At 59.9% G+C, this 25,602-nt stretch carries 24 protein-coding genes and 2 tRNA genes; 13 read left to right on the top strand and 13 right to left on the bottom strand.

What is annotated here, in order from left to right:
* Positions 1 to 86: 86 nt before the first annotated feature.
* The 3 genes from PH605_RS17275 (at position 87) to PH605_RS17265 (ending at position 3,025) form a co-directional block, all read left to right on the top strand.
* Positions 87 to 1,115 carry a zinc-binding dehydrogenase gene (locus PH605_RS17275; protein WP_059758710.1) on the top strand — a complete coding sequence of 343 codons (1,029 nt, stop codon included), beginning with the start codon at positions 87 to 89 and terminating at the stop codon, positions 1,113 to 1,115.
* Positions 1,116 to 1,120: 5 nt separating this feature from the next.
* Positions 1,121 to 2,050 (top strand): lipid A biosynthesis lauroyl acyltransferase, encoded by a 930-nt coding sequence (locus PH605_RS17270; RefSeq protein WP_065655008.1) that lies wholly within the window; start codon positions 1,121 to 1,123, stop codon positions 2,048 to 2,050.
* A gap of 279 nt (positions 2,051 to 2,329) precedes the next feature.
* On the top strand, positions 2,330 to 3,025 hold the full coding sequence (locus PH605_RS17265) for a hypothetical protein (protein ID WP_035240634.1): 696 nt from the start codon (positions 2,330 to 2,332) through the stop codon (positions 3,023 to 3,025).
* A gap of 31 nt (positions 3,026 to 3,056) precedes the next feature.
* Here the strand turns inward: PH605_RS17265 and PH605_RS17260 are convergent, their stop codons facing one another.
* Positions 3,057 to 3,860: a TSUP family transporter gene (locus PH605_RS17260; RefSeq protein ID WP_125145668.1), complete on the bottom strand. Its 804-nt coding sequence runs from the start codon at positions 3,858 to 3,860 to the stop codon at positions 3,057 to 3,059.
* A gap of 183 nt (positions 3,861 to 4,043) precedes the next feature.
* Between PH605_RS17260 and PH605_RS17255 the strand changes: the two genes are divergently transcribed.
* From PH605_RS17255 to recJ, 5 genes are all read left to right on the top strand, one after another.
* Complete coding sequence (locus tag PH605_RS17255) at positions 4,044 to 5,003, top strand: nucleoside hydrolase (RefSeq protein ID WP_078053022.1); 960 nt, start codon at positions 4,044 to 4,046, stop codon at positions 5,001 to 5,003.
* A gap of 302 nt (positions 5,004 to 5,305) precedes the next feature.
* Entirely contained in the window at positions 5,306 to 6,526 is a 1,221-nt protein-coding gene (locus tag PH605_RS17250; protein ID WP_035260789.1) for an LL-diaminopimelate aminotransferase, read from the top strand.
* Between the two features lie 60 nt (positions 6,527 to 6,586).
* Positions 6,587 to 7,897, top strand: a complete 1,311-nt coding sequence (locus tag PH605_RS17245; protein ID WP_080856383.1) for a homoserine dehydrogenase — start codon at positions 6,587 to 6,589, stop codon at positions 7,895 to 7,897.
* A gap of 187 nt (positions 7,898 to 8,084) precedes the next feature.
* Positions 8,085 to 8,309 carry a hypothetical protein gene (locus PH605_RS17240; protein WP_161987935.1) on the top strand — a complete coding sequence of 75 codons (225 nt, stop codon included), beginning with the start codon at positions 8,085 to 8,087 and terminating at the stop codon, positions 8,307 to 8,309.
* A 94-nt stretch (positions 8,310 to 8,403) separates the two neighbouring features.
* The gene (gene recJ, locus PH605_RS17235) at positions 8,404 to 10,212 is read left to right on the top strand and encodes a single-stranded-DNA-specific exonuclease RecJ (RefSeq protein ID WP_080629749.1); all 1,809 of its coding nucleotides are present in this window, start codon (positions 8,404 to 8,406) and stop codon (positions 10,210 to 10,212) included.
* A 142-nt stretch (positions 10,213 to 10,354) separates the two neighbouring features.
* Here the strand turns inward: recJ and PH605_RS17230 are convergent.
* The 7 genes from PH605_RS17230 to PH605_RS17200 form a co-directional block, all read right to left on the bottom strand.
* Positions 10,355 to 10,429, bottom strand: a tRNA-Glu gene (locus tag PH605_RS17230).
* Between the two features lie 218 nt (positions 10,430 to 10,647).
* Positions 10,648 to 10,842, bottom strand: coding sequence for a hypothetical protein (locus tag PH605_RS17225; protein WP_161987934.1), 195 nt, complete (start codon positions 10,840 to 10,842; stop codon positions 10,648 to 10,650).
* 38 nt (positions 10,843 to 10,880) lie between these two features.
* Positions 10,881 to 10,955: transfer RNA gene (locus PH605_RS17220), tRNA-Glu, on the bottom strand.
* A 303-nt stretch (positions 10,956 to 11,258) separates the two neighbouring features.
* The gene (locus tag PH605_RS17215; RefSeq protein WP_003524857.1) at positions 11,259 to 12,032 is read right to left on the bottom strand and encodes an amino acid ABC transporter ATP-binding protein; all 774 of its coding nucleotides are present in this window, start codon (positions 12,030 to 12,032) and stop codon (positions 11,259 to 11,261) included.
* Positions 12,033 to 12,043: 11 nt separating this feature from the next.
* Positions 12,044 to 13,201 (bottom strand): amino acid ABC transporter permease, encoded by a 1,158-nt coding sequence (locus PH605_RS17210; RefSeq protein ID WP_142845528.1) that lies wholly within the window; start codon positions 13,199 to 13,201, stop codon positions 12,044 to 12,046.
* 2 nt (positions 13,202 to 13,203) lie between these two features.
* Positions 13,204 to 14,400 (bottom strand): amino acid ABC transporter permease, encoded by a 1,197-nt coding sequence (locus PH605_RS17205; RefSeq protein WP_065655014.1) that lies wholly within the window; start codon positions 14,398 to 14,400, stop codon positions 13,204 to 13,206.
* A gap of 106 nt (positions 14,401 to 14,506) precedes the next feature.
* The gene (locus PH605_RS17200) at positions 14,507 to 15,529 is read right to left on the bottom strand and encodes an amino acid ABC transporter substrate-binding protein (protein ID WP_065655015.1); all 1,023 of its coding nucleotides are present in this window, start codon (positions 15,527 to 15,529) and stop codon (positions 14,507 to 14,509) included.
* 376 nt (positions 15,530 to 15,905) lie between these two features.
* Between PH605_RS17200 and PH605_RS17195 the strand changes: the two genes are divergently transcribed.
* Positions 15,906 to 17,093 carry a cystathionine beta-lyase gene (locus tag PH605_RS17195; protein WP_142845527.1) on the top strand — a complete coding sequence of 396 codons (1,188 nt, stop codon included), beginning with the start codon at positions 15,906 to 15,908 and terminating at the stop codon, positions 17,091 to 17,093.
* Positions 17,094 to 17,095: 2 nt separating this feature from the next.
* Here the strand turns inward: PH605_RS17195 and PH605_RS17190 are convergent, their stop codons facing one another.
* Together PH605_RS17190 and PH605_RS17185 are read right to left on the bottom strand one after the other, a co-directional pair.
* Positions 17,096 to 18,277, bottom strand: a complete 1,182-nt coding sequence (locus PH605_RS17190) for an FAD-dependent monooxygenase (RefSeq protein WP_142845526.1) — start codon at positions 18,275 to 18,277, stop codon at positions 17,096 to 17,098.
* A gap of 30 nt (positions 18,278 to 18,307) precedes the next feature.
* The gene (locus tag PH605_RS17185) at positions 18,308 to 18,553 is read right to left on the bottom strand and encodes a zinc-finger domain-containing protein (protein ID WP_035261222.1); all 246 of its coding nucleotides are present in this window, start codon (positions 18,551 to 18,553) and stop codon (positions 18,308 to 18,310) included.
* 170 nt (positions 18,554 to 18,723) lie between these two features.
* Here PH605_RS17185 and PH605_RS17180 point away from each other — a divergent pair, with 170 nt between their 5' ends.
* The 3 genes from PH605_RS17180 (at position 18,724) to PH605_RS17170 (ending at position 20,872) form a co-directional block, all read left to right on the top strand.
* Positions 18,724 to 19,500, top strand: a complete 777-nt coding sequence (locus PH605_RS17180) for an alpha/beta fold hydrolase (protein WP_065655040.1) — start codon at positions 18,724 to 18,726, stop codon at positions 19,498 to 19,500.
* 202 nt (positions 19,501 to 19,702) lie between these two features.
* The gene (gene cysE / locus PH605_RS17175) at positions 19,703 to 20,527 is read left to right on the top strand and encodes a serine O-acetyltransferase (protein ID WP_065115719.1); all 825 of its coding nucleotides are present in this window, start codon (positions 19,703 to 19,705) and stop codon (positions 20,525 to 20,527) included.
* 141 nt (positions 20,528 to 20,668) lie between these two features.
* Positions 20,669 to 20,872: a DUF3126 family protein gene (locus PH605_RS17170; RefSeq protein ID WP_003524869.1), complete on the top strand. Its 204-nt coding sequence runs from the start codon at positions 20,669 to 20,671 to the stop codon at positions 20,870 to 20,872.
* Between the two features lie 55 nt (positions 20,873 to 20,927).
* On the opposite strand, the gene PH605_RS17165 is transcribed toward PH605_RS17170, so the two are convergent.
* Positions 20,928 to 22,322, bottom strand: a complete 1,395-nt coding sequence (locus PH605_RS17165) for a cytochrome P450 (protein WP_142845525.1) — start codon at positions 22,320 to 22,322, stop codon at positions 20,928 to 20,930.
* 111 nt (positions 22,323 to 22,433) lie between these two features.
* Between PH605_RS17165 and PH605_RS17160 the strand changes: the two genes are divergently transcribed.
* On the top strand, positions 22,434 to 23,093 hold the full coding sequence (locus tag PH605_RS17160) for a TetR/AcrR family transcriptional regulator (protein ID WP_080856379.1): 660 nt from the start codon (positions 22,434 to 22,436) through the stop codon (positions 23,091 to 23,093).
* A gap of 97 nt (positions 23,094 to 23,190) precedes the next feature.
* On the opposite strand, the gene fdhA is transcribed toward PH605_RS17160, so the two are convergent.
* Positions 23,191 to 24,381, bottom strand: coding sequence for a formaldehyde dehydrogenase, glutathione-independent (gene fdhA, locus PH605_RS17155; RefSeq protein ID WP_003524961.1), 1,191 nt, complete (start codon positions 24,379 to 24,381; stop codon positions 23,191 to 23,193).
* 161 nt (positions 24,382 to 24,542) lie between these two features.
* On the bottom strand, positions 24,543 to 25,415 hold the full coding sequence (locus tag PH605_RS17150) for an ATP-binding protein (protein ID WP_003524963.1): 873 nt from the start codon (positions 25,413 to 25,415) through the stop codon (positions 24,543 to 24,545).
* Positions 25,416 to 25,602 lie beyond the last annotated feature (187 nt).

The raw sequence follows: 25,602 nt of genomic DNA, 5'->3' as shown, positions 1-25,602 counted from the left end.
TGATTACGCATTCCGGCCGCAAAACGGTTACAGAGTTTTGCTGGAATCGCACTAGAGATTAACGCCTTCGGGCGAAGGACTGATATATGCGCGCTCTTCAACTCGTGGACGACCGGAAGCTCGAAAAAGTGGACCTGCCCGAACCGGATGCCCCGGCGCCGGGCGAGGTGACGCTGCGCGTCAAGGCGGTTGCGCTCAATCACATCGACGTATGGGGCTGGCGCGGCATGGCTTTCGCCAAACGCAAGATGCCGCTCACCATCGGTGCCGAGGCTTCGGGTGTGGTCGAAGCCATCGGTCCGGGCGTTTCGAATGTGCTGCCCGGCCAACTCGTGTCGATCTACGGTGCGCGCACCTGCGGGCTGTGCAAGCCGTGTCGCGAAGGCCGTGACAATCTGTGCGAACATGTGCAGGGTGTGCACGGTTTCCACCTTGACGGTTTCGCGCAGGAAAAGATCAATATTCCCGCCCGCCAGCTGGTGCCTGCGCCGCATGGCGTCGATGCCGTTGCTGCGGCTCTCGCACCGGTGACCTTCGGCACCGTCGAGCACATGCTGTTCGACAATGCCAAGCTGGAGTCCGGTGAAACCATTCTCATCCATGCCGGCGGTTCCGGCATCGGCACGGCGGCGATCCAGCTTGCCAAGAAGATGGGCTGCACCGTCATCACCACTGTCGGTTCTGATGACAAGATCGAACGGGCGAAGGCGCTGGGCGCCGATCACGTCATCAACTACCGGACTGACCGTTTCGAAGGTGTCGTGCGCAAGCTGACGAAAAAGAAGGGTGTCGACGTGGTGTTCGAACATGTCGGCAAGGACACCTGGGCGGGTTCGATGTTCTCGCTGAAGCGCGGCGGCCGTCTCGTCACCTGCGGTTCGACGTCGGGCGTCTCCACCGATATCAACCTTATGATGCTGTTCCAGCAGCAGCTGAAGCTGCTCGGCTCGTTCGGCTGCCGCATGGAAAACATGGCCAACGCCATGCAGAAGATGGCGCGGGGCATCGTTCATCCCGTCATCGACACCGAAGTGACCTTCGACGATATCGACCGGGCGCTGGAGCGCATGGAGACGCGCCAGGTGTTCGGCAAGATCGTTCTGCGAATGGACTGAGCATCTTGAAGCTGTTCCTGACACGGATTGTCCTGAAACTGGACCACTTCCGGCAGTGGCTGATTGCGACATTCGCCTTCGGCCTTCTCAACCTGCTGAAGCTTTTTCCCGCCGATGCGGGCATTCGCGCCGCCGACCGGCTGGCGCGCTGGGTGGGGCCGAAAACCGGACGCCACAAGCTGATGCTTCATAATCTGGCGCGCGCTTTTCCGGAGAAATCCGAAGAGGAGCGGCTTGAGATCGCCATGGACAGCTGGGCCAATATGGGCCGGCTTGCGGCGGAATACGTGTTTCTCGACCGGCTGTTCGATTTCGATCCGGAAAAGAACGAAACGGGCCGCATCGAGGTCGAGGGCATTCCGACCTTCCTCGAGCTGCGCGACAATCCGCGGCCCTTCATCGTTTTTACCGCCCATAGCGGCAATTTCGAATTGCTGCCGGTGGCCGGCTCGGCTTTCGGTCTCGATGTAACGGTGCTGTTCCGTCCGCCGAACAATCCTTTCGTGGCCGACAAGGTGTTCAACTTCCGCAAGGAGCGCATGGGCAATCTTGTACCGTCGCACGCCGGTTCCTCTTTCGCGCTGGCGCGGCAGCTAGAAAAGGGCGGCGGCGTGGGCGTGCTCGTTGACCAGAAGTTCGGCAAGGGGCTGACGACAAAGTTCTTCGGCCTTGAAGTCCGCACCAATCCGCTGCTTGCCAAGCTGGTGCGGCAGTTCAACTGCGATGTCTATCCGGCCCGTTGCGTTCGTCTTCCCGACAATCGCTACAGGTTGGAAATAGAGCCCAAGGTTGAAATTCCGCGCGATGAGAAGGGTAATGTCGACATTCAGGCGACGGCGCAGCTTCTGAACGACAAGGTGGAAAGCTGGGTGCGCGAATACCCCGGACAATGGCTGTGGTATCACGACCGCTGGGACGTGAAGCACCAGATTTAAGGTGATGCCGTGCGGCCCGATCCTCGGCGATTTTTACGAAATTCGGCCGTAGAACGATGTGTTCCGATGTTTTTTCCATATTAATAGAACCTCATTTTTCGTTCATGGATTATCGAAATTGAAAAATTGGCGGCTGCTGTGATATTTTGGACAACAATCCTCGCGGCGTTCCTGCGTTTCGTTACGTCATTTTTAAGCGCAAAGACGCTATAATCAGGGGGCAAAGGGTTAATCCGTTCGCATTGGGAACCGGGTTATGCCCGTTCAGGGAGAGTTGGGTTGAAAGATTTGATTGAGTTGTTCTGGCTGCGTTATACGGAACTGCAATCTGCCGTTGGTAAGAACGAAGCCGACAAGATCGCAGTGCTGGAGCGTGAACTGGAGCAGCTTCTCGAGCGGGTCGTCGGACGCAAGACAGAAAATTCCGAAGATATTCGCGAGCAGTTCCGTTTTGCCATCGACCTCCTCAACCACGAGGCGGAGGATCTGGGCTGCGTGCAGCGCAACTCCGAGCTTCTGCGGACACTCGTTGATCGTTATGTCGGGATGCCTTCGAAGGCCAAAGTCGTTGGTGACGAGGACGAGGACACGCTGGAGTGGCATCATCGCCACCTGATCCTTGATGAAGACATGCTGAACGATCTGGACGATCCCGTCGTGATCGTTACGCCCGGCTACCGCGTTTCGTTCGCCAATTCTCTTGACGCGTTTCAGCGCAATGCGCCGGAAGGGCTTGTGGGTTGCCATATTGCGGAGCTGGTCGGCGTCCACCGTTTCCAGAACGACCTCAGGGACAAGCTCGACAATTGTTTCAAGGGCGATACGTCGAAGTATACCTACGCGGAAGACCAGAACGGCCGCACGATCGTGAAATCGTTGGAAATGTCGCCGTGTTATTCATCTGCCTACAAACTTGTTGGCGCGATGGTCGTCATCCGTGAAATCGAGGATCGGAGACGCCGCGCCACGGCGTGACGTTACACGTCCGTCTCTGACGACCATCCTTTTACGTCGGGAATATCGTTTCCCATATCGTCGCGATGGACCATGCGGAAGATGCATCCGCAAGGAGCTTCGTCGCCATGGCCAGGCAGGAAATCACCAGCAGCGGGCGGATGATCTTCGCGCCGTTCTTCATGGCGAAGCGGGAGCCGATCTGTGCGCCGATGAACTGGCCGACGCCCATGGCGAGGCCGAGCTTCCACAAAACCGCACCACCTATCGCAAACACAACGAAACCGCCGAAGTTCGAGCCGAGGTTCAGAAGCTTGGTGTGGGCGGTTGCTTTCAACATGCCGAAACCGGCAAGCGCCACGAAGGCGAGCATGTAGAAGGAACCCGCGCCGGGGCCGAAAACACCGTCGTAGAAGCCCACCAGCGGCGCGACGGTGAAGCCGAACACGAAGGGTGTGATGCGGCGGTGGCTGTCGATATCGCTGAGCTGCGGCTTGAAGGCGAAATAGATCGCAATCGCGATCAGCAGGAACGGCATGATGGTGCGCAGCACGCTCGAAGGCACGAAGCCGGCGGCGACCGCGCCAAGCCCGCCGCCAAGCATGGCCATGACGGCCATGGGCAATTGTTCCCTCAGATTGACATGGCCGCGCCGGGCATAAGCGATGGTGGCGGAGGCAGAGCCGAATTGCGATTGCAGCTTGTTGGTGCCGAGCGTATCGAGCGGTGCAATGCCCATGATCAGCATCGCCGGAATGGTGATGAGGCCGCCGCCACCGGCAATGGAATCGATAAAGCCGGCAAAGATGGCGACGCAGAAAAGGACGAGAAAAACGTTGAGGGCGATGTCTTGCACTGGGGATGTCCGGGCAGCGGCGGGAGAGGGCTTCTTCTTTCACTGAAAAGACCGCCACGCAATATTTTTCTGCATGATATGCCGCCTGCGGGGGGATTGCGGTGTTGCCGCTTATCGTTATGTTTCCGTGGCGCGTCGCCGGCAGAAGCGGATGGCGCTTGAAGACATACGGATGAGGGCATTATGCATAAAGTGATATTCGATACGGATCCCGGTGTAGACGACGCCATGGCGCTTCTGTTCCTGCACCGTCACCCCGATATCGATCTGATCGGCGTCACCACGGTTTTCGGCAACGCTCCCATCGATATCACCACCCGCAATGCGCTCTTCCTCAAGCGGGAATGGCAGATGACAGCGCCGGTCGCAAAAGGCGCGGGCGTGACCTTCGATCCCGCCCGCAAAGAGGGGCATTGGCCGACCTTCATCCACGGCGAAAACGGCCTCGGCGATATCGATATCCCTGAAACCATCGATCTGCCGCTCGATCCGCGGCCCGCGCATCGCTTCATCATCGAAACGGTCAAGGCCAATCCAGGCGAAGTGACGTTGATCGCTGTTGGCCGCATGACCAATCTGGCGCTGGCTTTGCGCGAAGAACCTGACTTCGCCGCTCTGGTGAAGGAAGTGATCGTCATGGGCGGCGCCTTCGACATCAACGGCAATGTCTCGCCGGCGGCCGAGGCCAATATTCATGGCGATCCGGAAGCGGCCGATCTTGTCTTCACTGCGCCGTGGCGCGTGGTCGTCGTCGGTCTCGATGTCACGACAAAAACCGTGATGACGAGCGCCTTCATGGCTGAGATGGCAGAGGCGGGCGGCAAGCCGGTGCAGCTGCTTTCGGACCTGTCGCAATTCTATATCGATTTCTACAAGACCCGCACCGGTGACGGCATGGTGGTGCATGACAGCTGCGCCTGCGTTTATCTCGTCGCGCCGGAACTGTTTACCACCCGCAGCGGCCCGGTGCGTGTCGTCTGCGGCGGGCTTGCCGATGGCCAGACGATCCAGAGGCCGGATGGCCGCGCCTTTCCGCCGGGCGACTGGGACGGGCATCCGAGCCAGCTCATCTGCACGGATATCAAGCCGGAGCGCGTGCTTTCGGTCATCCGCGCGGCAATTGTGAAGGGTGAGCACGGCTGAAGGGCAGGAATGGCCGTTCTTGAGCATGGCTTGCCTTGCATTTTCCAAGAATCTGGCGTTATGCAAGTTCCCTGATCATAGTGCGCGATCCGCCTTGCCGGCGGGGCTGAGAAGGCCGTGCCGGAAGGACGGGCGGATCACCGCTATGCGGCGTGGGCCGAGAAAAGCCTTGTAGGTTTTCCCGTGCTTTGCGCTACAATGAATAACGCCTGCCGGGTCGGTTCGTGTCGGCGGCGTTTAACAACAAAAAACGAACCTTCGTTATGGGCCGGCAGAACCGGTCCATTCCCATGAGGAAAGAGATGGAAGAGTTTCACAAGGTCCGGCGTCTGCCGCAATACGTCTTCGAACAGGTCAACCGTTTGAAAGCGAGCGCGCGAGCGGCCGGGGCCGATATCATCGATCTCGGCATGGGCAATCCCGACCTTCCGACCCCGAAGGCCATCGTCGACAAGCTTTGCGAGGTCGTTCAGGACCCGCGCACCCATCGTTATTCCTCGTCCAAGGGCATTCCCGGCCTTCGCCGCGCGCAGGCAGCCTATTATGCCCGCCGTTTCGGCGTGAAGCTGAACCCCGACACGCAGGTCGTCGCCACGCTCGGCTCCAAGGAAGGCTTCGCCAATATGGCGCAGGCCATCACCGCACCGGGTGACGTGATCCTGTGCCCGAACCCCACCTATCCGATCCATGCCTTCGGCTTCCTGATGGCGGGCGGGGTTATCCGTTCGATGAATGTCGAGCCGGATGACAGCTTCTTCGGACCGCTGGAGCGCGCGGTGCGCCATTCCATTCCGAAGCCACTGGCGTTGATTGTCAACTACCCGTCGAACCCGACGGCGCATGTCGCCTCGCTGGATTTCTACAAGGACGTCATCGCCTTTGCGAAGAAGCACGAGATCATCGTGCTTTCCGACCTTGCCTATTCGGAAATCTATTTCGACGAAAACAATCCGCCGCCATCGGTTCTTGAAGTTCCCGGCGCAATCGACGTTGCGGTGGAGTTCACCTCCATGTCGAAGACCTTCTCCATGCCCGGCTGGCGCATGGGCTTTGCCGTCGGCAACGAGCGGCTGATCGCGGCGCTGACGCGCGTGAAGTCCTATCTCGATTACGGCGCCTTCACGCCGATCCAGGTTGCGGCGACCCATGCGCTGAACGGTGACGGTTCCGACATCGCCGAAGTGCGCAATGTATATCGCCGCCGCCGCGATGTGATGGTCGATACGTTCGGCAAGGCCGGTTTCGAGGTTCCGCCGCCAGCGGCGACGATGTTCGCCTGGGCGAAGATCCCGGAAAAATTCCGTCATCTCGGCAGCCTGGAATTCTCCAAGCTTCTGGTCGAGAAGGCAGATATTGCTGTTGCTCCCGGCATCGGCTTTGGCGAGATGGGGGACGATTACGTCCGTCTCGCGCTCGTGGAAAACGAGCATCGAATTCGTCAGGCAGCGCGCAATCTGAAGCGTTTCCTGTCGAGCGCAGACGAAACGATGCATAACGTCGTTTCGCTCAACGCCCACAGATAAGGGCAACCCAAGGCGGCCGGGTCCCGGCCGCCACCATCAACAGCAATCAGGAACATACCCATGGCAGATTCATTGAGAATCGGCATAGCGGGGCTCGGCACTGTCGGCGCTTCGCTCGTGCGCATCCTCCAGCAGAGAAGCAACGAACTTGCGATTACCTGCGGACGCGCGATTGAGATTATTGCCGTGAGCGCGCGCGACCGTTCGCGCGACCGCGGCATTGATCTTGCGGGTATTACCTGGTTCGACACGCCCGAGCAGCTGGCGAGCGAAGCCGAGATCGACGTCTTCGTCGAACTGGTCGGCGGTGCTTCCGGTCAGGCGGAAAATGCGGTGCGCGCCGCACTCGCACGCGGTCTCCATGTGGTGACAGCCAACAAGGCGCTGCTGGCCAAACATGGCGTCGAATTGGCGACCATTGCCGAAGACAAGGGCGCGCTTCTTAATTTCGAAGCGGCGGTGGCCGGCGGTATCCCCGTCATCAAGGCGCTGCGCGAATCCTTGACCGGTAACCATGTGTCGCGCATCTACGGCATCATGAACGGCACCTGCAACTACATCCTGACCAAGATGGAGAAGGAAGGGCTGTCCTTCGAGGCCTGTCTGAAGGAAGCGCAGCGGCTCGGTTACGCGGAGGCCGATCCGGCCTTCGATATTGAGGGCAACGATACGGCCCACAAGCTGGCAATCCTGACGACGCTTGCCTTTGGCAACAAGATTTCGGCCGATGACATCTATCTGGAAGGCATCACCAATATCTCCAGCGAGGACATTCAGGCGGCCGCCGAACTCGGTTATCGCATCAAGCTTCTCGGCGTGGCGCAGGTGACCGAATCCGGCATCGAGCAGCGCGTGCATCCGACCATGGTGCCGCTCGATTCCGTTATCGCCCAGGTGGATGGCGTCACCAACGCGGTGGCGATCGAATCCGACATTCTCGGCGAATTGCTGATGGTTGGTCCGGGTGCGGGCGGCAACGCCACGGCGTCCGCCGTACTGGGCGACATTGCCGATATCGCCAAGAGCCGTCCGGGCGCCCAGCAGGTGCCGGTTCTCGGCCGTCCGGCGAAATCGCTGACGGAATACCGCCGCGCCAAGATGAAGAGCCATGAGGGCGGTTATTTCATTCGCCTGACGGTGAAGGATCAGGCCGGCGTCTTTGCCTCCATCGCCACCCGCATGGCGGATAACAACATCTCGCTGGAATCCATCGTGCAGCGCCAGCGCGTGCATGTGGAAGGCGCGCCGCAGACCATCATTCTCGTTACCCATGCGACGATGGAAGATGCGATCCGCAAGGCCGTGAAGGCGATCAAGAACGAGAAATATCTCGTCAGCGAGCCGCAGGTCATCCGTATCGAGCGGACCTGAGACGCTTCGTGATCTTGATGTTATCGAGGGCCGCGCTTCCGGATGGAGGCGCGGTTTTTCGTTCTATGGCTGCCCGCATCGTGTCGGTAGTCTCGCGCCCATAAAATTTGGGGGGACGGCGTCGGAAGCGCTGGAAAACAAGGCGATTCGGCACTATGGTTAATCCTGTTCACCAAGCGAGGGAGGCGTGGCCGTGACATCGATCATCCTGTTCAAGGACAATAAGCGCGCAGGCTTTGCGGCCGCCCATCACCGGGCGCGGCCTCACAATGCCAATGACAATATTCGCAGCATGGAATTCGATATGGGGAAGCATGAGCGCAACTGGTGTTCGCTTGCCGTGTTCTCACTGCTGCTGCTTGTTGGCGCTGTCTCGATCGTCAGCCCGTTTTTCTCGATTTTTTCGGTGTGAATCCTCATAAGCGCGTTTTTGCTTGAAAAACGCGCCATCGCCATTTAGCCCGTTTTAAAGCGCGATTGGGCGCATGACAGGATGAATGGACAGGATGGCAATGATGGAGCCGGCCGATACCGTGGCCCGCGCGTTTCTAAGCGTGGAGCGGTCGGCGACAGAACAGCGCTGGGTGTCGCGGCTGGATCAGGCCGGGCAGAACCGCGCGCTGGCCATGTCCCAGATTCACGCCATCCCCGAATTGATCGCACGGGTGCTTGCCGGGCGCGGTGTGGGTGTGGATGACGCCCTGGCGTTCCTCGATCCGACCATTCGTTCCCTGATGCCCGATCCGCATGTGCTGACCGATTGCGAAAAGGCCGCCGAGCGGTTGGTGCGGGCCATCGAGACAGGGGAGAAGGTGGCAATCTTTGGCGACTACGACGTCGACGGCGCTGCTTCCTCCGCTTTGATGTACCGGTTTCTCGCGCATTTCGGTCTGACACCGGAAATCTATATTCCCGACCGCATTTTCGAGGGCTATGGGCCGAACCCGGCGGCGATGCAGCAGCTTGCCGCCAATGGTGCGACGCTGATCGTGACGGTCGATTGCGGCTCCACCAGCCATGAATCGCTGAAGGCTGCCAAAGATGCGGGAACGGATGTGGTGGTGATCGACCACCATCAGGTCGGCACGGAGCTGCCGCCGGCCGTGGCGCTGGTCAATCCCAACCGCGAGGACGATCTTTCGGGGCAGGGGCATCTCTGTGCCGCCGGCGTGGTATTCCTCGTGCTGGTGGCCACCCTGCGGCTGTTGAAAGAGAAGCGGCACAGGCAGGCCTTCACGCTCGATCTGCTGTCGCTTCTCGATATCGTCGCGCTTGCCACCGTGTGCGATGTGGTGCCGCTGAAAGGGCTCAACCGCGCCTATGTGGTAAAGGGGCTGATTGCCGCGCGCCATATGAACAATGCCGGGCTTGCCGCCTTGTTTAAGAAGGCGGGGCTGGGCGGGCCGGTGACGCCCTATCATTTCGGTTTCCTGATCGGGCCGCGCATCAATGCCGGCGGCCGCATCGGCGACGCTGCGCTCGGCAGCCGTCTCCTGACCATCGACGATGCTTCGCAGGCCGAAGTCATTGCCGAGAGGCTGGATGAGCTGAACCGCGAGCGACAGGCCATGGAAGCGGCCATGCTGGCGGAAGCCGAAGCGGAGGCGCTGTTCGAATATGGCGACGGCTCGGGTGCGGGCGTCATCGTGACTGCGCGTGAAAACTGGCATCCCGGCATTGTCGGTCTGCTTGCCTCGCGTCTGAAGGATCGCTTCCGTCGTCCCGCCTTCGCCATTGCCTTCGATCCCTCCGGCAAGGGCACCGGTTCCGGCCGTTCGATCAACGGCTTCGATATGGGGCGCATGGTGCGCGCTGCCGTGGAGGCCGGCTTGCTGGTCAAGGGTGGCGGTCACGCCATGGCGGCCGGCCTGACGGTGGAGCGCGCCAATCTCGGCAAGCTCAGGACTTTCTTCGAGGAAGCGGCGGCAAAGACCGTGAACGAGCTGGTGGAAAGCAGCGTGCTGAAGATCGACGGCGCTATCGGCGCGTCGGGCGCGACATTGCAGCTTGTCGACCAGCTGGAGCAGGCCGGTCCATATGGCTCCGGTCATTCGCAGCCCATCTTTGCCGTGCCGGCGCATCGTCTGCGCGATGTGCGGCTTGTGGGTACAGCTCACGTCAAGATAACGCTGGAGGCCATGGACGGCTCGCGACTGGACGGTATCGCGTTCCGCGCCGCAGAAGCGCCTCTGGGGCAGATGCTGCTGAATGCGCGTGGCCGGAACATTCACGTCGCCGGCACCGTGGGCGCCGATCTCTGGCAGGGCCAGAGGCGCGTTCAACTGCGCGTCCTGGACGCGGCTTTCGCGCCCTGACTTTGCGCAATGACAGGGCCTTCCAGCTATCTTGGAATTTCACCGGACACCAGCCCAGGCGAGCGGATGAGACACAACGAGACTTCTTTACGCGATGCGTGAAGATTTTCGTGCAGGCAGCTGATTTTTAAGGAGAAGCAAGTGGCACGCCCTAGGGGAGTCGAACCCCTCTTTTCAGAATGAAAATCTGACGTCCTAACCGATAGACGAAGGGCGCGTGCGCTTGTGGTGTGGCGCCCTTATAGTCAGGCTCCGGTTGGTCCGCAAGCGGAAAAATTGATTTTTCTCGCTTCGTGACGAGTTTTTTTATGGAGGCTGGAAGGGCTGTGGAAAACTGCGCGAGAAATGGCCAAGGCCTTGAAATATCGCCCCTATCGCTGCGCTTCAGTAATGCCCCCATGTCTTGCAGGAGGCCGGGGACGCAGTCTCTAACCCTTAGCTGGCAAAGGCGGCCGGCTCGATGAAGCGGATGCTGTGGGGAGAGCTGAAGGGGAAAGGCAAGCCGGTCGATTTGCCTGTTGGCGTTTCGTCCGGCTCGCCTTCCATCGGGGGGGACAGCATTCTAACGTGCCCGACGGGAATCGGTTCCGGCACATTGATCACGCGTGACGAATTTGCCAGCTGATGCATTGTGGTCATATTCTGAGGGGGAAAAACACGAAGGCAAGTGGCACGCCCTAGGGGAGTCGAACCCCTCTTTTCAGAATGAAAATCTGACGTCCTAACCGATAGACGAAGGGCGCGTGCGCTTGTGGTGTGGCGCCCTTATAGTCAGGCTCCCGAAGGTCTGCAAGCGGAAAAATGCATGATTTGACAAAAAAATGACATGGGCCCCCAGAAGCCCTGAAAAACAAGGATTCCTGTTTCGTAACAAATGGTTAAACTGCGACGCCGCGCCCATTTTTGTGCTCTTGGCGCTTCGAGAGCGGTGGAATCACGGAATCGAAATCGTCGCGCGCGTGCATGGAGATAAAGATTTCAGCAGGTCTCCAGAAACGAAAACGGGGCCGAAACGGCCCCGCTCGATATATATGTCGATCGCAGTCTCAGTGCAGAATCTGGCTGAGGAACAGCCGGGTGCGCTCGTGCTGCGGATTGTCGAAGAATTCGGCGGGCGAGTTCTGTTCGACGATCTGGCCCTGGTCCATGAAGATGACGCGGTTTGCCACCTGGCGGGCGAAGCCCATTTCATGGGTCACGCACAGCATGGTCATGCCGTCTTCGGCGAGGCTGACCATGGTGTCGAGCACTTCCTTGACCATTTCCGGGTCGAGCGCCGAGGTCGGCTCGTCGAACAGCATGATCTTCGGCTTCATGCAGAGCGAGCGGGCAATCGCCACGCGCTGCTGCTGGCCGCCGGAGAGCTGGCCGGGATATTTGTTCGCCTGCTCGGGGATCTTGACGCGCTTCAGATAGTGCATCGCCACTTCTTCGGCTTCCTTCTTGGGCATCTTGCGAACCCAGATCGGCGCCAGCGTGCAGTTTTCGAGGATCGTCAGATGCGGGAAGAGGTTGAAGTGCTGGAACACCATGCCGACTTCACGACGCACCTCGTCGATCTTCTTTAGGTCGTTGGTGAGTTCGATGCCATCGACATTGATCGTGCCCGACTGATGTTCTTCAAGGCGGTTGATGCAGCGGATCATGGTCGATTTGCCCGACCCGGAAGGACCGGCGATAACGATGCGTTCGCCCTTCATGACCTTCAGGTTGATATCGCGCAGCACGTGGAAGTCGCCATACCACTTGTTCATGCCGATGAGTTCGATCGCCACGTCCGTAGTCGAGACGGTCAGTTTTTTTGCTTGGGTTTCTGCCATTTGAGCGTCCCTTATCGTTTATGCCCGGTGTCGAGGTGCCGTTCCATGAACAGCGAATAACGCGACATGCCGAAGCAGAATATCCAGAATACGAAGCCTGCGAAAATATAGCCAGTCATGGCGGTGACGGGCGTGGCCCAGTTCGCATCCGATTGGTTGAGTGTGACAATGCCGAGCAGATCGAACATGCCGATGATCGAGACCAGCGACGTGTCCTTGAACAGCCCGATGAAGGTGTTGACGATGCCCGGAATGACGAGCTTCAGCGCCTGCGGCAGCACGATCAGCCGCGTCTTCTGCCAGTAGTTCAGGCCGAGCGAATCCGCACCTTCATATTGTCCCTTAGGAATGGCCTGCAGGCCGCCGCGGATCACCTCCGCCATATAGGCCGAGGAGAACAGCGACACGCCGACGAGCGCGCGCAGGAACTTGTCGAAGGTCCAGCCGTCGGGCAGGAACAGCGGCAGCATGATGCTGGCGAAGAACAGGACGGTAATCAGCGGAATGCCACGAATGACCTCGATGAAGAGCACGCAGAGCATCTTGATCACCGGCAGGTTCGACCGCCGGCCGAGCGCCAGAAGAATGCCGAAGGGGAGCGACACCGTGATCCCGAAGAACGACAGGATGAGGGTCACCATCAGGCCGCCCCACAGCTGCGTTTCCACCTTCGGCAGACCGAAGACGCCGCCGATGAGCAGGAAGAACGCAATGAAGGGCAGGATGATGAAAAGCGCCAGCGCATTCAGTCGCTTGAACGGCGCTTTTGGAATCAGCATCGGTATAAGCAGGATGGCGAACGTCACCATCACCAGGATGGGACGCCAGCGTTCGTCGATTGGATAGCGGCCGAAGACGAATTGGCCGAGCTTTGCCGAAACGAAAGCCCAGCACGCACCGGACTGGCCGTCCGGCAGCGCGCCGCCCTGCGAAGCGGTCAGGCAGGCGATACGATCGCTGCCGGTCCATACCGCGTCGATGAACAGCCACTTGATGATCGGCGGCACCAGATAGGCGAGCAGGGCAAGGGCGATAACCGTGAGAACGGTGTCCTTAGGCGTGGCGAAGAGTTTGGTGCGCAGCCAGTGGCCGAAGCCGACGGCGCTCGAGGGCGCGGGTTTGGCGTCCTCGATGGTCTGTCGCACGAATGCGTTATTGCTGATCGTCATCGTTATCGCTCCACCAGGGCCATTTTCGCATTGAACCAGTTCATGACCACGGCCGTGAGCAGGGACAGCGAGAGATAGATGACCAGCCAGATTGCAACGACTTCGACTGCCTGTCCCGTCTGGTTCAGGATCGTGCCGCCGACCGAGACGATGTCGGCGAAGCCGACAGCGACCGCAAGCGAGGAGTTCTTGGTCAGGTTGAGATACTGGCTCGTCAGCGGCGGGATGATGATGCGCATCGCCTGCGGAACGACGATCAGGCGCGTCGTGGTGCTGGAGCGAAGTCCCAGTGCATCCGCAGCTTCCGTCTGACCCTTCGCCACAGCCTTGATGCCGCCGCGAACGATTTCGGCGATAAAGGAAGCGGTGTAGAAGGAAAGCGCCAGGAACAGCGACATGAATTCAGGTGCGACAACCGCGCCGCCGGAGAGATTGAACCGCCCGGCAATCGGATAGTCGAATGTCAGCGGCGCCCCCAGCGCCAGAAACGTCGCCAGCGGCAGGCCGATGATGAGAAGCGTCACCGTTATGCCGGTGCGGAACTGCTGTCCGGTTCTTTCCTGTCTGGCCTTTGCCCAGCGGTAAACGAAGACGCTGAGAACGATGGCGACCAGGAAGGCCAGCGGCACGAGCCAGGTGCCTTCTCCCCACAGCGGCTTGGGATAGAAGAAGCCGCGATTGTTGAGGTAGGCTCCAAGCGGAAGCTCGAGCGACTCGCGCGCCTGCGGCAGAACCGAGATGACGCCCTTGTACCAGAAGAAGATGACGAGCAGCGGCGGGATGTTGCGGAAGATTTCCACATAGGCCTGCGCGAGTTTCGAAATCAGCCAGTTATTGGACAGCCGGGCGATGCCGACGATGAAACCGATGATCGAGGCGGCGATGATGCCGAAAAATGCAACCTGGATCGTGTTGAGAATGCCAACGAGCAATGCCCGGCCATAGGTCGCGTCGCTGGTATAAGCGATCAGCGACTGGCCGATATCGAAACCGGCTCTTCCGTTGAGGAAGCCGAAGCCGGACGAGATGTTTGACCGTTGAAGATTGGTGATCGTATTCGTCACGATGATCCAGACGAAGGCGGCCAGGACGACGACTGTCAGGACCTGATAAAAAATGCCGCGTATGCGTGGATCGTAGATAAGTGACGACGCGCTTTGCGCGCGCGATCGTTGCGAACTGACCGCGTTGCCTGCCATAGGCACCTTTCCCTTTTATGTGCTCTTTGCGAGCTTATTTATATAATTTGAAGCGGAGGCCGGGTGTTGCCCAGCCTCCTTATGATCTAGCCGGTAATGGGGCCGATCAACGGACCGGCGGTGCGTATTGCAGGCCGCCCTTGGTCCAAAGCGCGTTCTGGCCACGCTCGATCTTCAGCGGAGAGCCAGCGCCGACGTTGCGGTCGAAGACTTCGCCGTAGTTACCCACCAGCTTGATGATGTTGTAGGCCCAGTCGTTGGTGACGCCGAGATCGGTACCGATCTTGGTGCCTTCTTCCGTGCCGAGCAGGCGCTTCACATCCGGATTGGCGCTGTTCTTCTGCTCATCGACATTCTTGGAGGTGATGCCAAGCTCTTCGGCGTTGACCATCGCATAGTGAACCCAGGTCACGATGTCGAACCACTGGTCGTCACCCTGGCGAACGGCCGGGCCAAGCGGCTCCTTGGAGATGACTTCCGGCAGAACGACGTTTTCGTCCGGGTTCTTCAGCTTCAGGCGGATCGCGTAAAGGCCAGACTGGTCAGTGGTGTAGACGTCGCAACGGCCAGCATCATAAGCAGAGGTCGCGTCGGCTTCCTTTTCGAAAACCACCGGGTTGTACTGCAGATTGTTGGTCTTGAAGTAGTCGGCGAGGTTGAGCTCCGTGGTCGTGCCGGTCTGCACGCAGACGGCGGCGCCGGAAAGCTCGAGAGCGGACTTCACGTTGAGGCTCTTTTTGGCGATGAAGCCCTGGCCGTCGTAGTAGTTGACGGTACGGAAGTTGAAGCCCAGCGACGTGTCGCGGCTGATCGTCCAGGTGGTGTTACGGGTCAGAACGTCGACTTCACCGGACTGGAGAGCCGGGAATCGGTCCTTGCTCGAAAGTGCGACGAACTTGGCCTTCGAAGGATCACCGAAAACCGCTGTGGCAATACCACGGCAATAGTCCACGTCGATACCGGACCATTCGCCCTTGTCATCGGGATTGGAGAATCCCGGAATGCCGGCGCTGACGCCGCAGGTGACGAAACCCTTGCCCTTCACATCCTGAAGCGTCGCAGCCGAAGCGACCGAGGCTCCTCCCAAAACTGCTGCGCCGATGGCGGCCGACAGAATTGCCTTTTTCATTTTTCCCAACCTTTGTTTGTTATCGTCACTTGGAAGGGGACCGGCATGTTTGTCTTCCCCAGCTCCCCCTTCAGCGAGATCTTTTTCGATCCGCTTTTTCTATCACAATCGCAATTGGCAGCGGGGTCAAGACGTGCGGGCAATAATTGTGCCTATAAAACGGAATTTTCCAAATTTTGGTCGGGAAGTGTGCAAAGGGTGAAAATATAAGCATATTTTTGCGGAAATTTGCACTTGCACAGTATTTGTATACTTCTTGTATTCTGATTGGCGATGCGTCAATCCGACCTGCCCAGGCGTCCCTGCGGGACTTGACCTTGCGTTGCGCTCTTAGCATTGTCGCACGCGTCAATGTTCCTTCGAAAGCTGATCTGAAATGACCAAGACAAATGACCTGCTTTCCGCCGCAGGTGTGAATACGCGCCTGACCCATGGCGGCAACGATCCCGCGGACTGTTTCGGTTTCGTCAATCCGCCCATTGTGCGCGGTTCGACCGTGCTTTTTCCCGACGCGGAGACGCTTTCGACCGAAAACCAGAAATATACCTATGGCACGCACGGCACGCCGACCACGGATGCGCTGTGCAATCTCGTCAACGAGCTGGAAGGGTCTGCCGGAACCATTCTCGTGCCCTCGGGCCTTGCGGCCATCACCGTGCCGTTCCTTGCCTATCTCGGCGCCGGCGATCACGCGCTGATCGTCGATTCCGTCTATTTTCCGACGCGCCGTTTCTGCAACACGATGCTGAAGAAGCTCGGTGTCGAGGTGGAATATTACGACCCGGCAATCGGGGAGGGCATTGAGGCTCTCATCCGGCCAAACACCAGGCTGGTACATCTGGAAGCGCCGGGCTCCAACACCTTCGAGATCCAGGATGTCAGGCTGATCACCGATATCGCTCACCGCCATGATTGCGTGGTGACGATGGACAATACCTGGGCGACTCCGCTTTATTTCAAGCCGCTCGATTTCGGCGTCGATGTCTCCATTCACGCCGCCACCAAATATCCTTCGGGTCATTCGGATGTGCTGATGGGGTTCGTTTCGGCCAATGAAAAGCACTGGAAGGCGCTTTATCAGGCCAATACCAATCTCGGCATCTGCGTCACCTCCGACGATGCCTACCAGATCCTGCGCGGCATGCGCACCATGGGAATAAGGCTGGAGCACCACCAGAAAAGCGCGCTCGATATCGCCACATGGCTGGAGAGCCGTGACGACGTCGTCCGTGTGCTGCATCCAGCGCTGCCGAGCTTTGCCGGGCACGAGCTCTGGAAACGCGATTTCAAGGGCGCAAGCGGTGTCTACTCCTTCGTGCTGAAGGCGGAAGAGGGCAAATACAAGCAGGCGGCGGCCGCCTTCCTCAATGCGCTGACCTTCTTCGGGCTCGGCTATTCCTGGGGCGGATACGAATCGCTTGCCGTTTCGGTCTCGCTTGTCGACAGAACCATCGCCAGGGGGCCCTCGGAAGGGCCGGTTATCCGCCTGCAGATCGGGCTTGAGGATATCGCCGACCTCAAGAAGGACCTTGAGGCCGGGTTTGCGGCAGCGGCCGGGGTTTGACCTCAGCCTTTGGCGCGATAGCCGTAGAGCCAGTCAAAGTCCTTCAGGAAGGCGTCGGTGTGGCGCGCGGAAAACACGAAGTCCCGCGCAATACGCACCGGGCCTCTCGCGTGATAGGCAAAACGATTGAGAGAGGCCCGCTTGCGGGCCTTTTCTATGCGCGGCAGGCGCAGGGCCTCGAAGCTGGCAAGGGCCTGCGGCAAGGGCAGGGGCTTTTCGGCATTGCCGCCTGCCGTTGCTCCCGCAAGTTCAAACGCATCCTCTATCGCCATGGCCGCGCCCTGTGCGGCGAAGGGCATCATGGCATGCGCCGCATCGCCGATCAGCACCGTGTCGCGCCCATTGTGCCAGCGGCCCGAGCCGGCCTGATAGAGCGGCCAGAAGGTCGGATTCTCTGACGAATCGAGCAATCGGACGATATCCGGGCTGAAGCCGCGAAACTGTTCCAGCAGCATGGCTTTCTGCCGCCCGCTCGATTCCGCCCGCCAGGTTGCGCCGGGGTCGGCACCGAGCGCGATGGCGACGATGTTGAAACCGCCGACTTCCTTCAGCGGATAGGCGACGATATGGCCGCCGGAACCGAGATAGGCGGTCACTGCGCTCTTGTTGATGGCTGACGGCACGTCATTTGCGGCAACGGTGAAGCGCCAGGCAATATTGCCGGAGAAGGTGGCTTTGGGGGCGGAAGGGACCGCGAAGCGGGCCGCCGACCAGACGCCGTCCGCGCCGACGATAAGATCATGGTCACGGAAGGTGGTTGCGGCAATCACGTCCACCGTCGCGTTTTCAATGCGCTTGCCGAGATGCAGGCGGCAGAGCGGGTTGCGTGTCACCGCCTGGAGAAGCGCATTCTGCAGCGTCGAGCGGTGCAGCACGCCATAGGGTGCGCCCCAGCGTGTGCGCGCCACCGCGCCCATCGGCAGCGAGAGCAGCGTGGCAAGCGATTTTCCGGAGGCGAGTTCGACGCTGACCGGTTCGGTCCAGCGCTCTTCGATTTCCGGCAGCACGCCGAGTTCGGCGAGAATGCGTGCGGCATTGGGCGAGAGTTGCAGGCCTGCGCCCACTTCCGTCAGCTCACCGGCCTGCTCGATGATGTCGCAGTCGATACCGTACCGGGCAAAGGAAAGGGCAGCGGTGAGACCGGCGATGCCGGCACCGACAATGGCTACGGATTTGATGGGCATTGGTGCGCCCCGATCAGGAAAAGTGGAAGGTCAGGCGGCCTTCACATGGAAGACGCAGCCCGGAGGATTGGTCTGCTCGGCCTTCAGCGACGGATTGTAGCGGTAAAGCGTGGAGCAGTAGGAACAGACCTTCTCGTTGTCGTCGCCCATATCGATGAAGATATGCGGATGATCGTAAGGAACGGAAGCGCCGGTGCACATGAATTCCTTGACGCCGATCTCGATCATGCGGTGTCCGCCATCGTTCTGGAAGTGGGGAATGGAATGCCCGGCCATGTTCGTCTCCAAATGCAATATCGTTACCGAGCCGCAATCCGTCTTCGCGTGCCGGCTCGTCGTTGCGGATATGTAGCCTCAAACGCATTGCATCTCCATAAAAATCGTCAGCAAAACATGTTCAACATTGCTAATTCCTGCCATATGGTCCGGCAAAAAGGATGTCCTTGATGAATCTCAACACGCCGCAGTTTTCCGATTTTTCCCATGACGGCCTTCGCCTTGCCTATTTCGACGAGGGCGATCCGGCGGGCGAACCGGTTCTGCTGATCCACGGCTTCGCCTCCAGCGCCAATGTCAACTGGGTGCATCCCGGCTGGCTGAAAACACTGGGGGATGCGGGCTACCGGGTGATCGCCATCGACAATCGCGGCCACGGCGCAAGCGACAAGCCGCACGATTCCGAAGCCTATTATCCGCCCGTCATGGCCGGGGATGCGGTGGCGCTGCTCAACCATCTCGGCATCGCCGAAGCGCATGTGATGGGCTATTCCATGGGCGCGCGCATTTCCGCCTTCCTTGCCATGGCGCATCCGGAGCGCGTGCGTTCGCTGGTCTTCGGCGGGCTCGGCATCGGCATGGTCGAAGGTGTCGGCGACTGGGATCCGATTGCCGAGGCGCTTCTCGCACCTTCGCTCGATGTCGTCACCCACGAGCGCGGCCGCATGTTCCGCGCCTTTGCTGACCAGACGAAAAGCGACCGGCTGGCGCTGGCCGCCTGTATCGAGACGTCGCGGGTTCTCGTCACCCGCGAACAGGCTGGGAAAATCGATGCGCCAACGCTGATAGCGGTTGGAACGAAGGACGATATCGCCGGTTCCGCTGCGGAGCTTGCCGCGATCATGCCGCATGCGCGGGCGATCGATATCCCCGGCCGCGACCACATGCTGGCCGTCGGCGACCGGGTGTTCAAGGCGGCGGTGCTGGAATTTTACCGCTCGCTTTGATCAGGAGCATTTCCGGGAAAAGCGGAGCCCGGTTTTCCGTCCGGAAATGTGGCAACGCTGAGGGCGCGGCAAGAAACGGTTTTTCATGCTGCATGAAGAAAAACTGAAGCCTTGCCGCCTTTAAAGTCGTCATTCGAATCCCATTTCTAATCCACGTCTTTTTCTGTATAAAGAACGACCACTGCAAACGAGGAGACCATTCATGGTCGCACGTACCGAGGCCCGTCAGCCCGAACAGCTGGCGATCGTCGATCCCATCTGGGGCAGCCTGCTCAATGAAGCCCGCAGCGCCGCGGCACAGGACCCGCTGCTTTCGGCCTTCCTTTATTCGACGATCCTCAATCACCGGTCTCTCGAAGAATGTGTGATCTACCGCATCTGCGAACTCCTCGATCATCCCGACATGCAGGCCGTGCTTCTGCGCCAGACCTTCCAGGACATGCTGGATGACTGGCCGGAATGGGGAAGCGTGCTGCGCGTCGACATTCAGGCCGTTTACGACCGCGATCCGGCCTGCACGCGCTTCATGGAGCCGCTCCTCTATTTCAAGGGGTTTCAGGCCATCCAGACCCACAGGCTCGCCCACTGGCTGCTGCAGAAGGGCCGTAAGGACTTCGCGTTTTATCTGCAGAGCCGCTCTTCGAGCATTTTCCAGACAGATATCAATCCGGCCGCGCGCATCGGGAAGGGCATCTTCCTCGATCATGCCACCGGGCTGGTGGTCGGTGAGACAGCCGTGATCGGCGACAACGTCTCCATCCTTCACGGCGTCACGCTCGGTGGCACCGGCAAGGAAGGGGCGGACCGCCATCCGAAGATCGCCAATGGCGTGATGATCGGGGCGGGGGCGAAAATCCTCGGCAATATCGAGATCGGCAGCTGCTCGCGCATCGCCGCCGGCTCGGTGGTGCTGAAGCCGGTTCCGCCCAAGACGACCGTTGCCGGCGTGCCGGCGCGTGTGGTGGGAGAAGCAGGGTGTTCCGAACCCTCGCGCCTGATGGACCAGCTTATCGGGGCCGATATCTGACCGGCCCTGTCGCGCCCCGATGGGGCCGGCATTTTCATGGTCGTCCGTGTGGAAGACACGGATGACTTGCCGCTTTCACTTTACTTTGGCCTTTGTCCCATGCCAAAAGCGGGCCAACGCGAACCGCACAGGAGAATAGTGGTGAAAGCCGACGAAATCAAAAAACTCGACGCCTATTTCAAGCGCACCTTCAACCCGACGATGGTGGTCAAGGCGCGTCCGCGCAAGGACGATTCCGCCGAAGTGTATCTTGGCGAAGAGTTTCTCGGCGTCGTTTATATCGATGACGAAGACGGCGACCGCTCCTACAACTTCTCCATGGCGATCCTCGACGTCGATCTGTGATCGTCACCATCCGGTGACGGATGGAGTTTCGCACTGAACCAGTCGCCCGTGGCGGTTACGCCGCGGGCGATTTGTTTTTTCGGCTGCTGACCTGCATCATCAGGCGGTTTTCCGGCCGCAACGTGACCCGCATCAGCGGCTCCGTATTTCCCGGGCTTTTGTTCCTGAGGTGGTCGTTCTGCAAAAGAACGGCAAGGATCGCAACAGCCTCCATCATGGCAAAGGCATTGCCGATGCAGACGCGCGGGCCGGCGCCGAAGGGCATATAGGCATAGCGGTGGCGCGCCTTGACCTTTTCAGGCTGGAAGCGTGACGGGTCGAAGCGGTCGGGTTCTTCCCACAGTGTTGTGTGCCGGTGGACGGCGTAGATCGGCACATAAAGAACGGTGCCGGCCGGGATATCGTGTTCGCCGAGCCTGAAGTCCTGCAATGCCGTGCGTGTCACGACAGGGGCGGGCGGGTAAAGCCGCATCGCTTCCGAAAATACCTGTCTGGTATAGGTCAGGCGGGCGATATGGTCGGCCGCGACCGGTTCACCGGCGGTAACGGCTTCAATCTCGTCGATGACCTTGCGCTCCACGTCGCTGTTTTGCGAGAGCAGATGGAAGGTCCAGGCAAGGCCGAGGGCCGTGGTTTCATGACCGGCGGTGATGAAGGTCAGGAGATTGTCGATGATTTCCGTGTCGCTCATCATGCGCCCCGTTTCCGGATCTTTCGCTTCGAGCAGCATGGAAACCAGATCGTTCCTCTCGATCGGATTTTGTCGCCTTTCGGAAATGACGGTTGCAAGGCTGGAGCGAAGATAGTCCACCGCCGCGCGCGCCTTGCGCCGGCCCGGATGCGGAAGCCATTCCGGTGCGCCCAGCATGGCGAGTGCGAAGGTCCAGCCCGTGGGTTTCAGATAATCGGTGATGCTTTGCTCGACGCGGGCTATATCGATGCCGTGGCCGCCGGACATCATGGTTTCGACGATGATATCGAAGGTCGTCCGCATCATCTCATGGCCGATATCGATGTCGCCGGCGGGCGATGCGTGCCAGCGCTGTTGCGTGCGGCGCGCGGCGTCGATCATGACCGGCAGCAATTCCAGCAGCTTCTCGTGCCGGAATGCTGCGGCGACGGATTGCCTTTGCCACTTCCAGTGATCGCCATCGGCCGTCAGAAGTCCCTGGCCGAGCGCGGGGCCGAGGGCGCGGCGCACATCTTCGCCCTTGCCGAGCAGATGGGCGTTCTTGACAAGCGCCTCATGAATAAGCGCGGGATCGGCAAGATGAACCCGCATGACGCCGCCGAGACGGGTAAAGACCGCCGGCTCGCTGAAAATTTCCGGCGGCAGAGCCTTCAGCGGATTGCGGATGAGCGACAGCGCGACGCGGGCGGTTGCGAATTTGGAGACGGGAGCGATTCCGGGCGTATCCGGGGAGGCGGTGCGAAGGTCGGTTCCGGTCATTTTACAGGTCCTTTGTCCGCGTTGAACACTTACATTTCCTGTTAAGGTGTATACCTTATTGTGGGTATTTAAGGTGCATACCTTAGATTTCAATGGTCGGGTTCGAAATCAATGAAGAAAAGCAGTACCGCGCGGACGGCAGCACGTCCCACACGCCAGAGAATTCTCGACGCCGCTCTTACTCTGTTTAACGAGCGCGGGCCTGACCATGTGACGACCGCCGAAATCGCAAGGGCGGTGGAGATCAATGAGGGCAATCTCTATTATCACTTCCGCACCAAGGAAGCACTGGTTCTAGCGCTGTTTGCCCGGTTCGAAGCCGATGCGCTGGCAATTGTCGGAAAGATTGACGGGGCCGATGAGGGAGCGGCGGCAACCTATGCCGGTTTTCTGCGGCTATGGTTTTCGCTGGTGTGGGACTACCGGTTCCTGTTTCGCGATCTGGTCGGTCTTGTCTCTTCCGCCCCGGCGCTGGTGGAGCCCGTGCGAACCATAAGCGCCGCGATGCGCCTTGCCGTCGGCGATATCGTCGCGCGCATGGAGAAAGCGGGCCTCGCTGCGATACCGGAGGAAGAACGGCCTGCCGTTTTGACGAACCTATGGATCGTCTCCACCTATTGGGCGTCCTATCTCAACCTTCAGGAAGGCATCACCGAGTTCGGTCCGCCGCAGCTGGACTGGGGATTGAAGCAGGTCTCAAGCCTGTTCAGGCCCTATCTCTCCCCGGAAGCGAAAGCCGAGCTGGAGGCGCTGCTGGTAGGGGAGCCGTAAGTTTCACCGGGTAGTGACAGGGCCGGAAAACAGGGACGCCCGCGACGATATCCGTCGCGGGCGCCTTTACAATTATCAGCCATATGCCGCTGAAGTATCAGGCAGCCTTCAACAGATCGCCATGCGGATCGAGGACGAACTTGGTGGCCGCGCCCTGATCGAAGCTTTCATAGCCCTGCACCGCATCGTCGAGCGCAATGATCTTGGCGTTGACGATATCGGCAATCGGCAGGCGGTCGTGCAGGATCGCCTGCATGAGCTGGCGGTTATATTTCAGCACCGGCGTCTGTCCGGTGTGGAAGGATTGCGCTTTTGCCCAGCCGAGGCCGAAGCGCAGCGACAGGCTGCCCTGTTTCGCCGCCGCATCCACCGCGCCGGGGTCTTCGGTGACGTAGAGGCCCGGAATGCCGATGGAGCCGGCGGCGCGGGTGATTTCCATCATCTGGTTGAGAACGATGGCCGGCTGTTCGCCGCCCGCATGGCCGCGCGCTTCGAAGCCGACGGCGTCGATGGCGCTATCCACCTCGTTGGTGCCGACGATTTCGGCGATCATGTCGCCCAGCCGGTCGCCCTTGGAAAGATCGACGGGTTCAAAACCGACTTTTGCCGCGTGCGCAAGGCGATCCTTGTTGAAATCGCCGATCATGACGACCGCAGCACCGAGAATGCGGGCGGATGCGGCGGCGGCAAGGCCGACCGGGCCGGCGCCCGCAACATAGACCGTGGAGCCGACGCCGACGCCCGCCTTGACGGCGCCATGGAAGCCGGTCGGCAGAATGTCGGACAGCATGGTGAGGTCGCGGATCTTCGACATCGCCTTGTCGCGGTCCGGGAACTTCAGCAGGTTGAAATCGGCATAGGGGATGGTGACATAGCGGGCCTGTCCGCCGATCCAGCCGCCCATATCGACATAACCGTACGCGCCGCCGGCGCGGGACGGGTTCACCGTCAGGCAGACGCCGGTATCCTGCGACTTGCAGCAACGGCAGCGGCCGCAGGCGACGTTGAAGGGCACCGAGACGATATCGCCAATTTCCAGCATCTCGACATCGACGCCTTTTTCGATGACTTCACCGGTGATCTCATGGCCGAGGACGAGGCCCGGCATCGCCGTGGTGCGGCCGCGTACCATATGCTGGTCGGAGCCGCAGATATTGGTGGAAATCACCTTGAGAATGACGCCGTGCTCGATGCGGCGGCCATCCGGCGCCTCAAGCTTCGGGTCATCGATATCGCGAACCTCGACCTGACCCGGCCGCATGTAGACGACGCCTCTGTTCCTGCTCATATCCATCTCCTCCATGGTTTGAACACCGTACCTGTCCGCTCCTCCGGAAACAGGTGACTCCATGGGTGCAGCAAACCATGTGAGGGGAGATGTGGCGTTCGGGAATACGACACGCGGTGTGGTCGTAACGACACCGCGTTTCGCCCGATGTCACGGTGGCGTTATCTGTCGAGCGGTTTTCTGAGGCGGCCGGCGGCGTCCTGAATATATTGCCAGGCGACACGGCCCGAGCGGCCGCCGCGCGTGGTCGCCCATTCCAGCGCCTCGTGATGCAGCGTTTCGCGGTCAAGACCCAGATCGAAATGCGCCGCATAGCTGTCGATCATCGTCAGATAATCTTCCTGGCCGCATTTGTGGAAACCGAGCCACAGGCCGAAACGGTCCGAGAGCGAAACCTTCTCCTCCACCGCTTCCGAAGGGTTGATGGCGGTGGACTGCTCGTTTTCCATCATGTGGCGCGGCAGAAGATGGCGGCGGTTGGAGGTCGCATAAAACAGCACATTGTCCGGCCGGCCTTCGATGCCGCCGTCCAGCGCCGCCTTCAGCGATTTATAGGCCGTATCGTCATGGTCGAAGGAGAGGTCGTCGCAGAAGACGATGACGCGATGGCCGGAGGCCTTCAATATATCGAGCAAAGCGGGCAGGGTGTGGATGTCCTCGCGGTGCACTTCCACCAGTTTCAGCGAAACGCCGCTTGCCGCGCGCACATCTTCGTGAACGGCCTTGACCAGCGAGGATTTGCCCATGCCGCGCGCACCCCACAACAGCACGTTATTCGCGGCAAAACCTTCCGCGAAACGCAGCGTGTTTTCGTGGAGAATGTCGCGGACGTGGTCGACGCCACGGATGAGCTTCAGGGCGATGCGGTTGGGGCGGGGAACCGGCTGGATAAAGGAGTTGACTGGCGCCCAGACGAAACAATCGGCCGCATTCCAGTCGTTTACGGCGGGCGCCGGCCCGGCCAGACGTTCCACGGCGATGGTGAGCCGGCGCAGTTCTGAAAGAAGCAGGGAGGCCGTTTCTTCTCGAATCATGGTGTTTCTTCCGCTTGTCTGGTGTTCAAAACTCTGTTTTGCGCCCGGCCTAGCATGGCGTTTCAGGCCCATAAAGGTTAAGAGGTCCGGAATCGGTACGGCGTGGGCCCTGCATCTGTTGCAATCCCGGCGTTCCCCACTATATTCCGGCGGCTTGAAAGCTGGGGCGGCATCCAAGGTCGTGCCG

It is taken from the genome of Agrobacterium sp. CFBP 3001, assembly GCF_027871605.1.
GTDB lineage: Bacteria > Pseudomonadota > Alphaproteobacteria > Rhizobiales > Rhizobiaceae > Agrobacterium > Agrobacterium leguminum.
The sequence above is the reverse complement of the archived record's forward strand: the minus strand, read 5'-3'. Positions and strand labels throughout refer to the sequence as shown.

Excerpts from the sequence above, each read along its gene's own strand:
- PH605_RS17210 (WP_142845528.1), bottom strand. The coding sequence starts at position 13,201 with ATGACGATCAGCAATAACGCATTCGTGCGACAGACCATCGAGGACGCC.
- PH605_RS17185 (WP_035261222.1), bottom strand. The coding sequence starts at position 18,553 with ATGGCCGGGCATTCCATTCCCCACTTCCAGAACGATGGCGGACACCGC.
- PH605_RS17160 (WP_080856379.1), top strand. The coding sequence starts at position 22,434 with ATGAAGAAAAGCAGTACCGCGCGGACGGCAGCACGTCCCACACGCCAG.
- PH605_RS17180 (WP_065655040.1), top strand. The coding sequence starts at position 18,724 with ATGAATCTCAACACGCCGCAGTTTTCCGATTTTTCCCATGACGGCCTT.
- PH605_RS17190 (WP_142845526.1), bottom strand. The coding sequence starts at position 18,277 with ATGCCCATCAAATCCGTAGCCATTGTCGGTGCCGGCATCGCCGGTCTC.
- PH605_RS17215 (WP_003524857.1), bottom strand. The coding sequence starts at position 12,032 with ATGGCAGAAACCCAAGCAAAAAAACTGACCGTCTCGACTACGGACGTG.
- PH605_RS17225 (WP_161987934.1), bottom strand. The coding sequence starts at position 10,842 with ATGCATCAGCTGGCAAATTCGTCACGCGTGATCAATGTGCCGGAACCG.
- PH605_RS17205 (WP_065655014.1), bottom strand. The coding sequence starts at position 14,400 with ATGGCAGGCAACGCGGTCAGTTCGCAACGATCGCGCGCGCAAAGCGCG.
- PH605_RS17165 (WP_142845525.1), bottom strand. The coding sequence starts at position 22,322 with ATGACCGGAACCGACCTTCGCACCGCCTCCCCGGATACGCCCGGAATC.
- PH605_RS17195 (WP_142845527.1), top strand. The coding sequence starts at position 15,906 with ATGACCAAGACAAATGACCTGCTTTCCGCCGCAGGTGTGAATACGCGC.
- PH605_RS17250 (WP_035260789.1), top strand. The coding sequence starts at position 5,306 with ATGGAAGAGTTTCACAAGGTCCGGCGTCTGCCGCAATACGTCTTCGAA.
- fdhA (WP_003524961.1), bottom strand. The coding sequence starts at position 24,381 with ATGAGCAGGAACAGAGGCGTCGTCTACATGCGGCCGGGTCAGGTCGAG.
- PH605_RS17200 (WP_065655015.1), bottom strand. The coding sequence starts at position 15,529 with ATGAAAAAGGCAATTCTGTCGGCCGCCATCGGCGCAGCAGTTTTGGGA.
- PH605_RS17255 (WP_078053022.1), top strand. The coding sequence starts at position 4,044 with ATGCATAAAGTGATATTCGATACGGATCCCGGTGTAGACGACGCCATG.
- PH605_RS17275 (WP_059758710.1), top strand. The coding sequence starts at position 87 with ATGCGCGCTCTTCAACTCGTGGACGACCGGAAGCTCGAAAAAGTGGAC.
- recJ (WP_080629749.1), top strand. The coding sequence starts at position 8,404 with ATGGCAATGATGGAGCCGGCCGATACCGTGGCCCGCGCGTTTCTAAGC.
- cysE (WP_065115719.1), top strand. The coding sequence starts at position 19,703 with ATGGTCGCACGTACCGAGGCCCGTCAGCCCGAACAGCTGGCGATCGTC.
- PH605_RS17150 (WP_003524963.1), bottom strand. The coding sequence starts at position 25,415 with ATGATTCGAGAAGAAACGGCCTCCCTGCTTCTTTCAGAACTGCGCCGG.
- PH605_RS17245 (WP_080856383.1), top strand. The coding sequence starts at position 6,587 with ATGGCAGATTCATTGAGAATCGGCATAGCGGGGCTCGGCACTGTCGGC.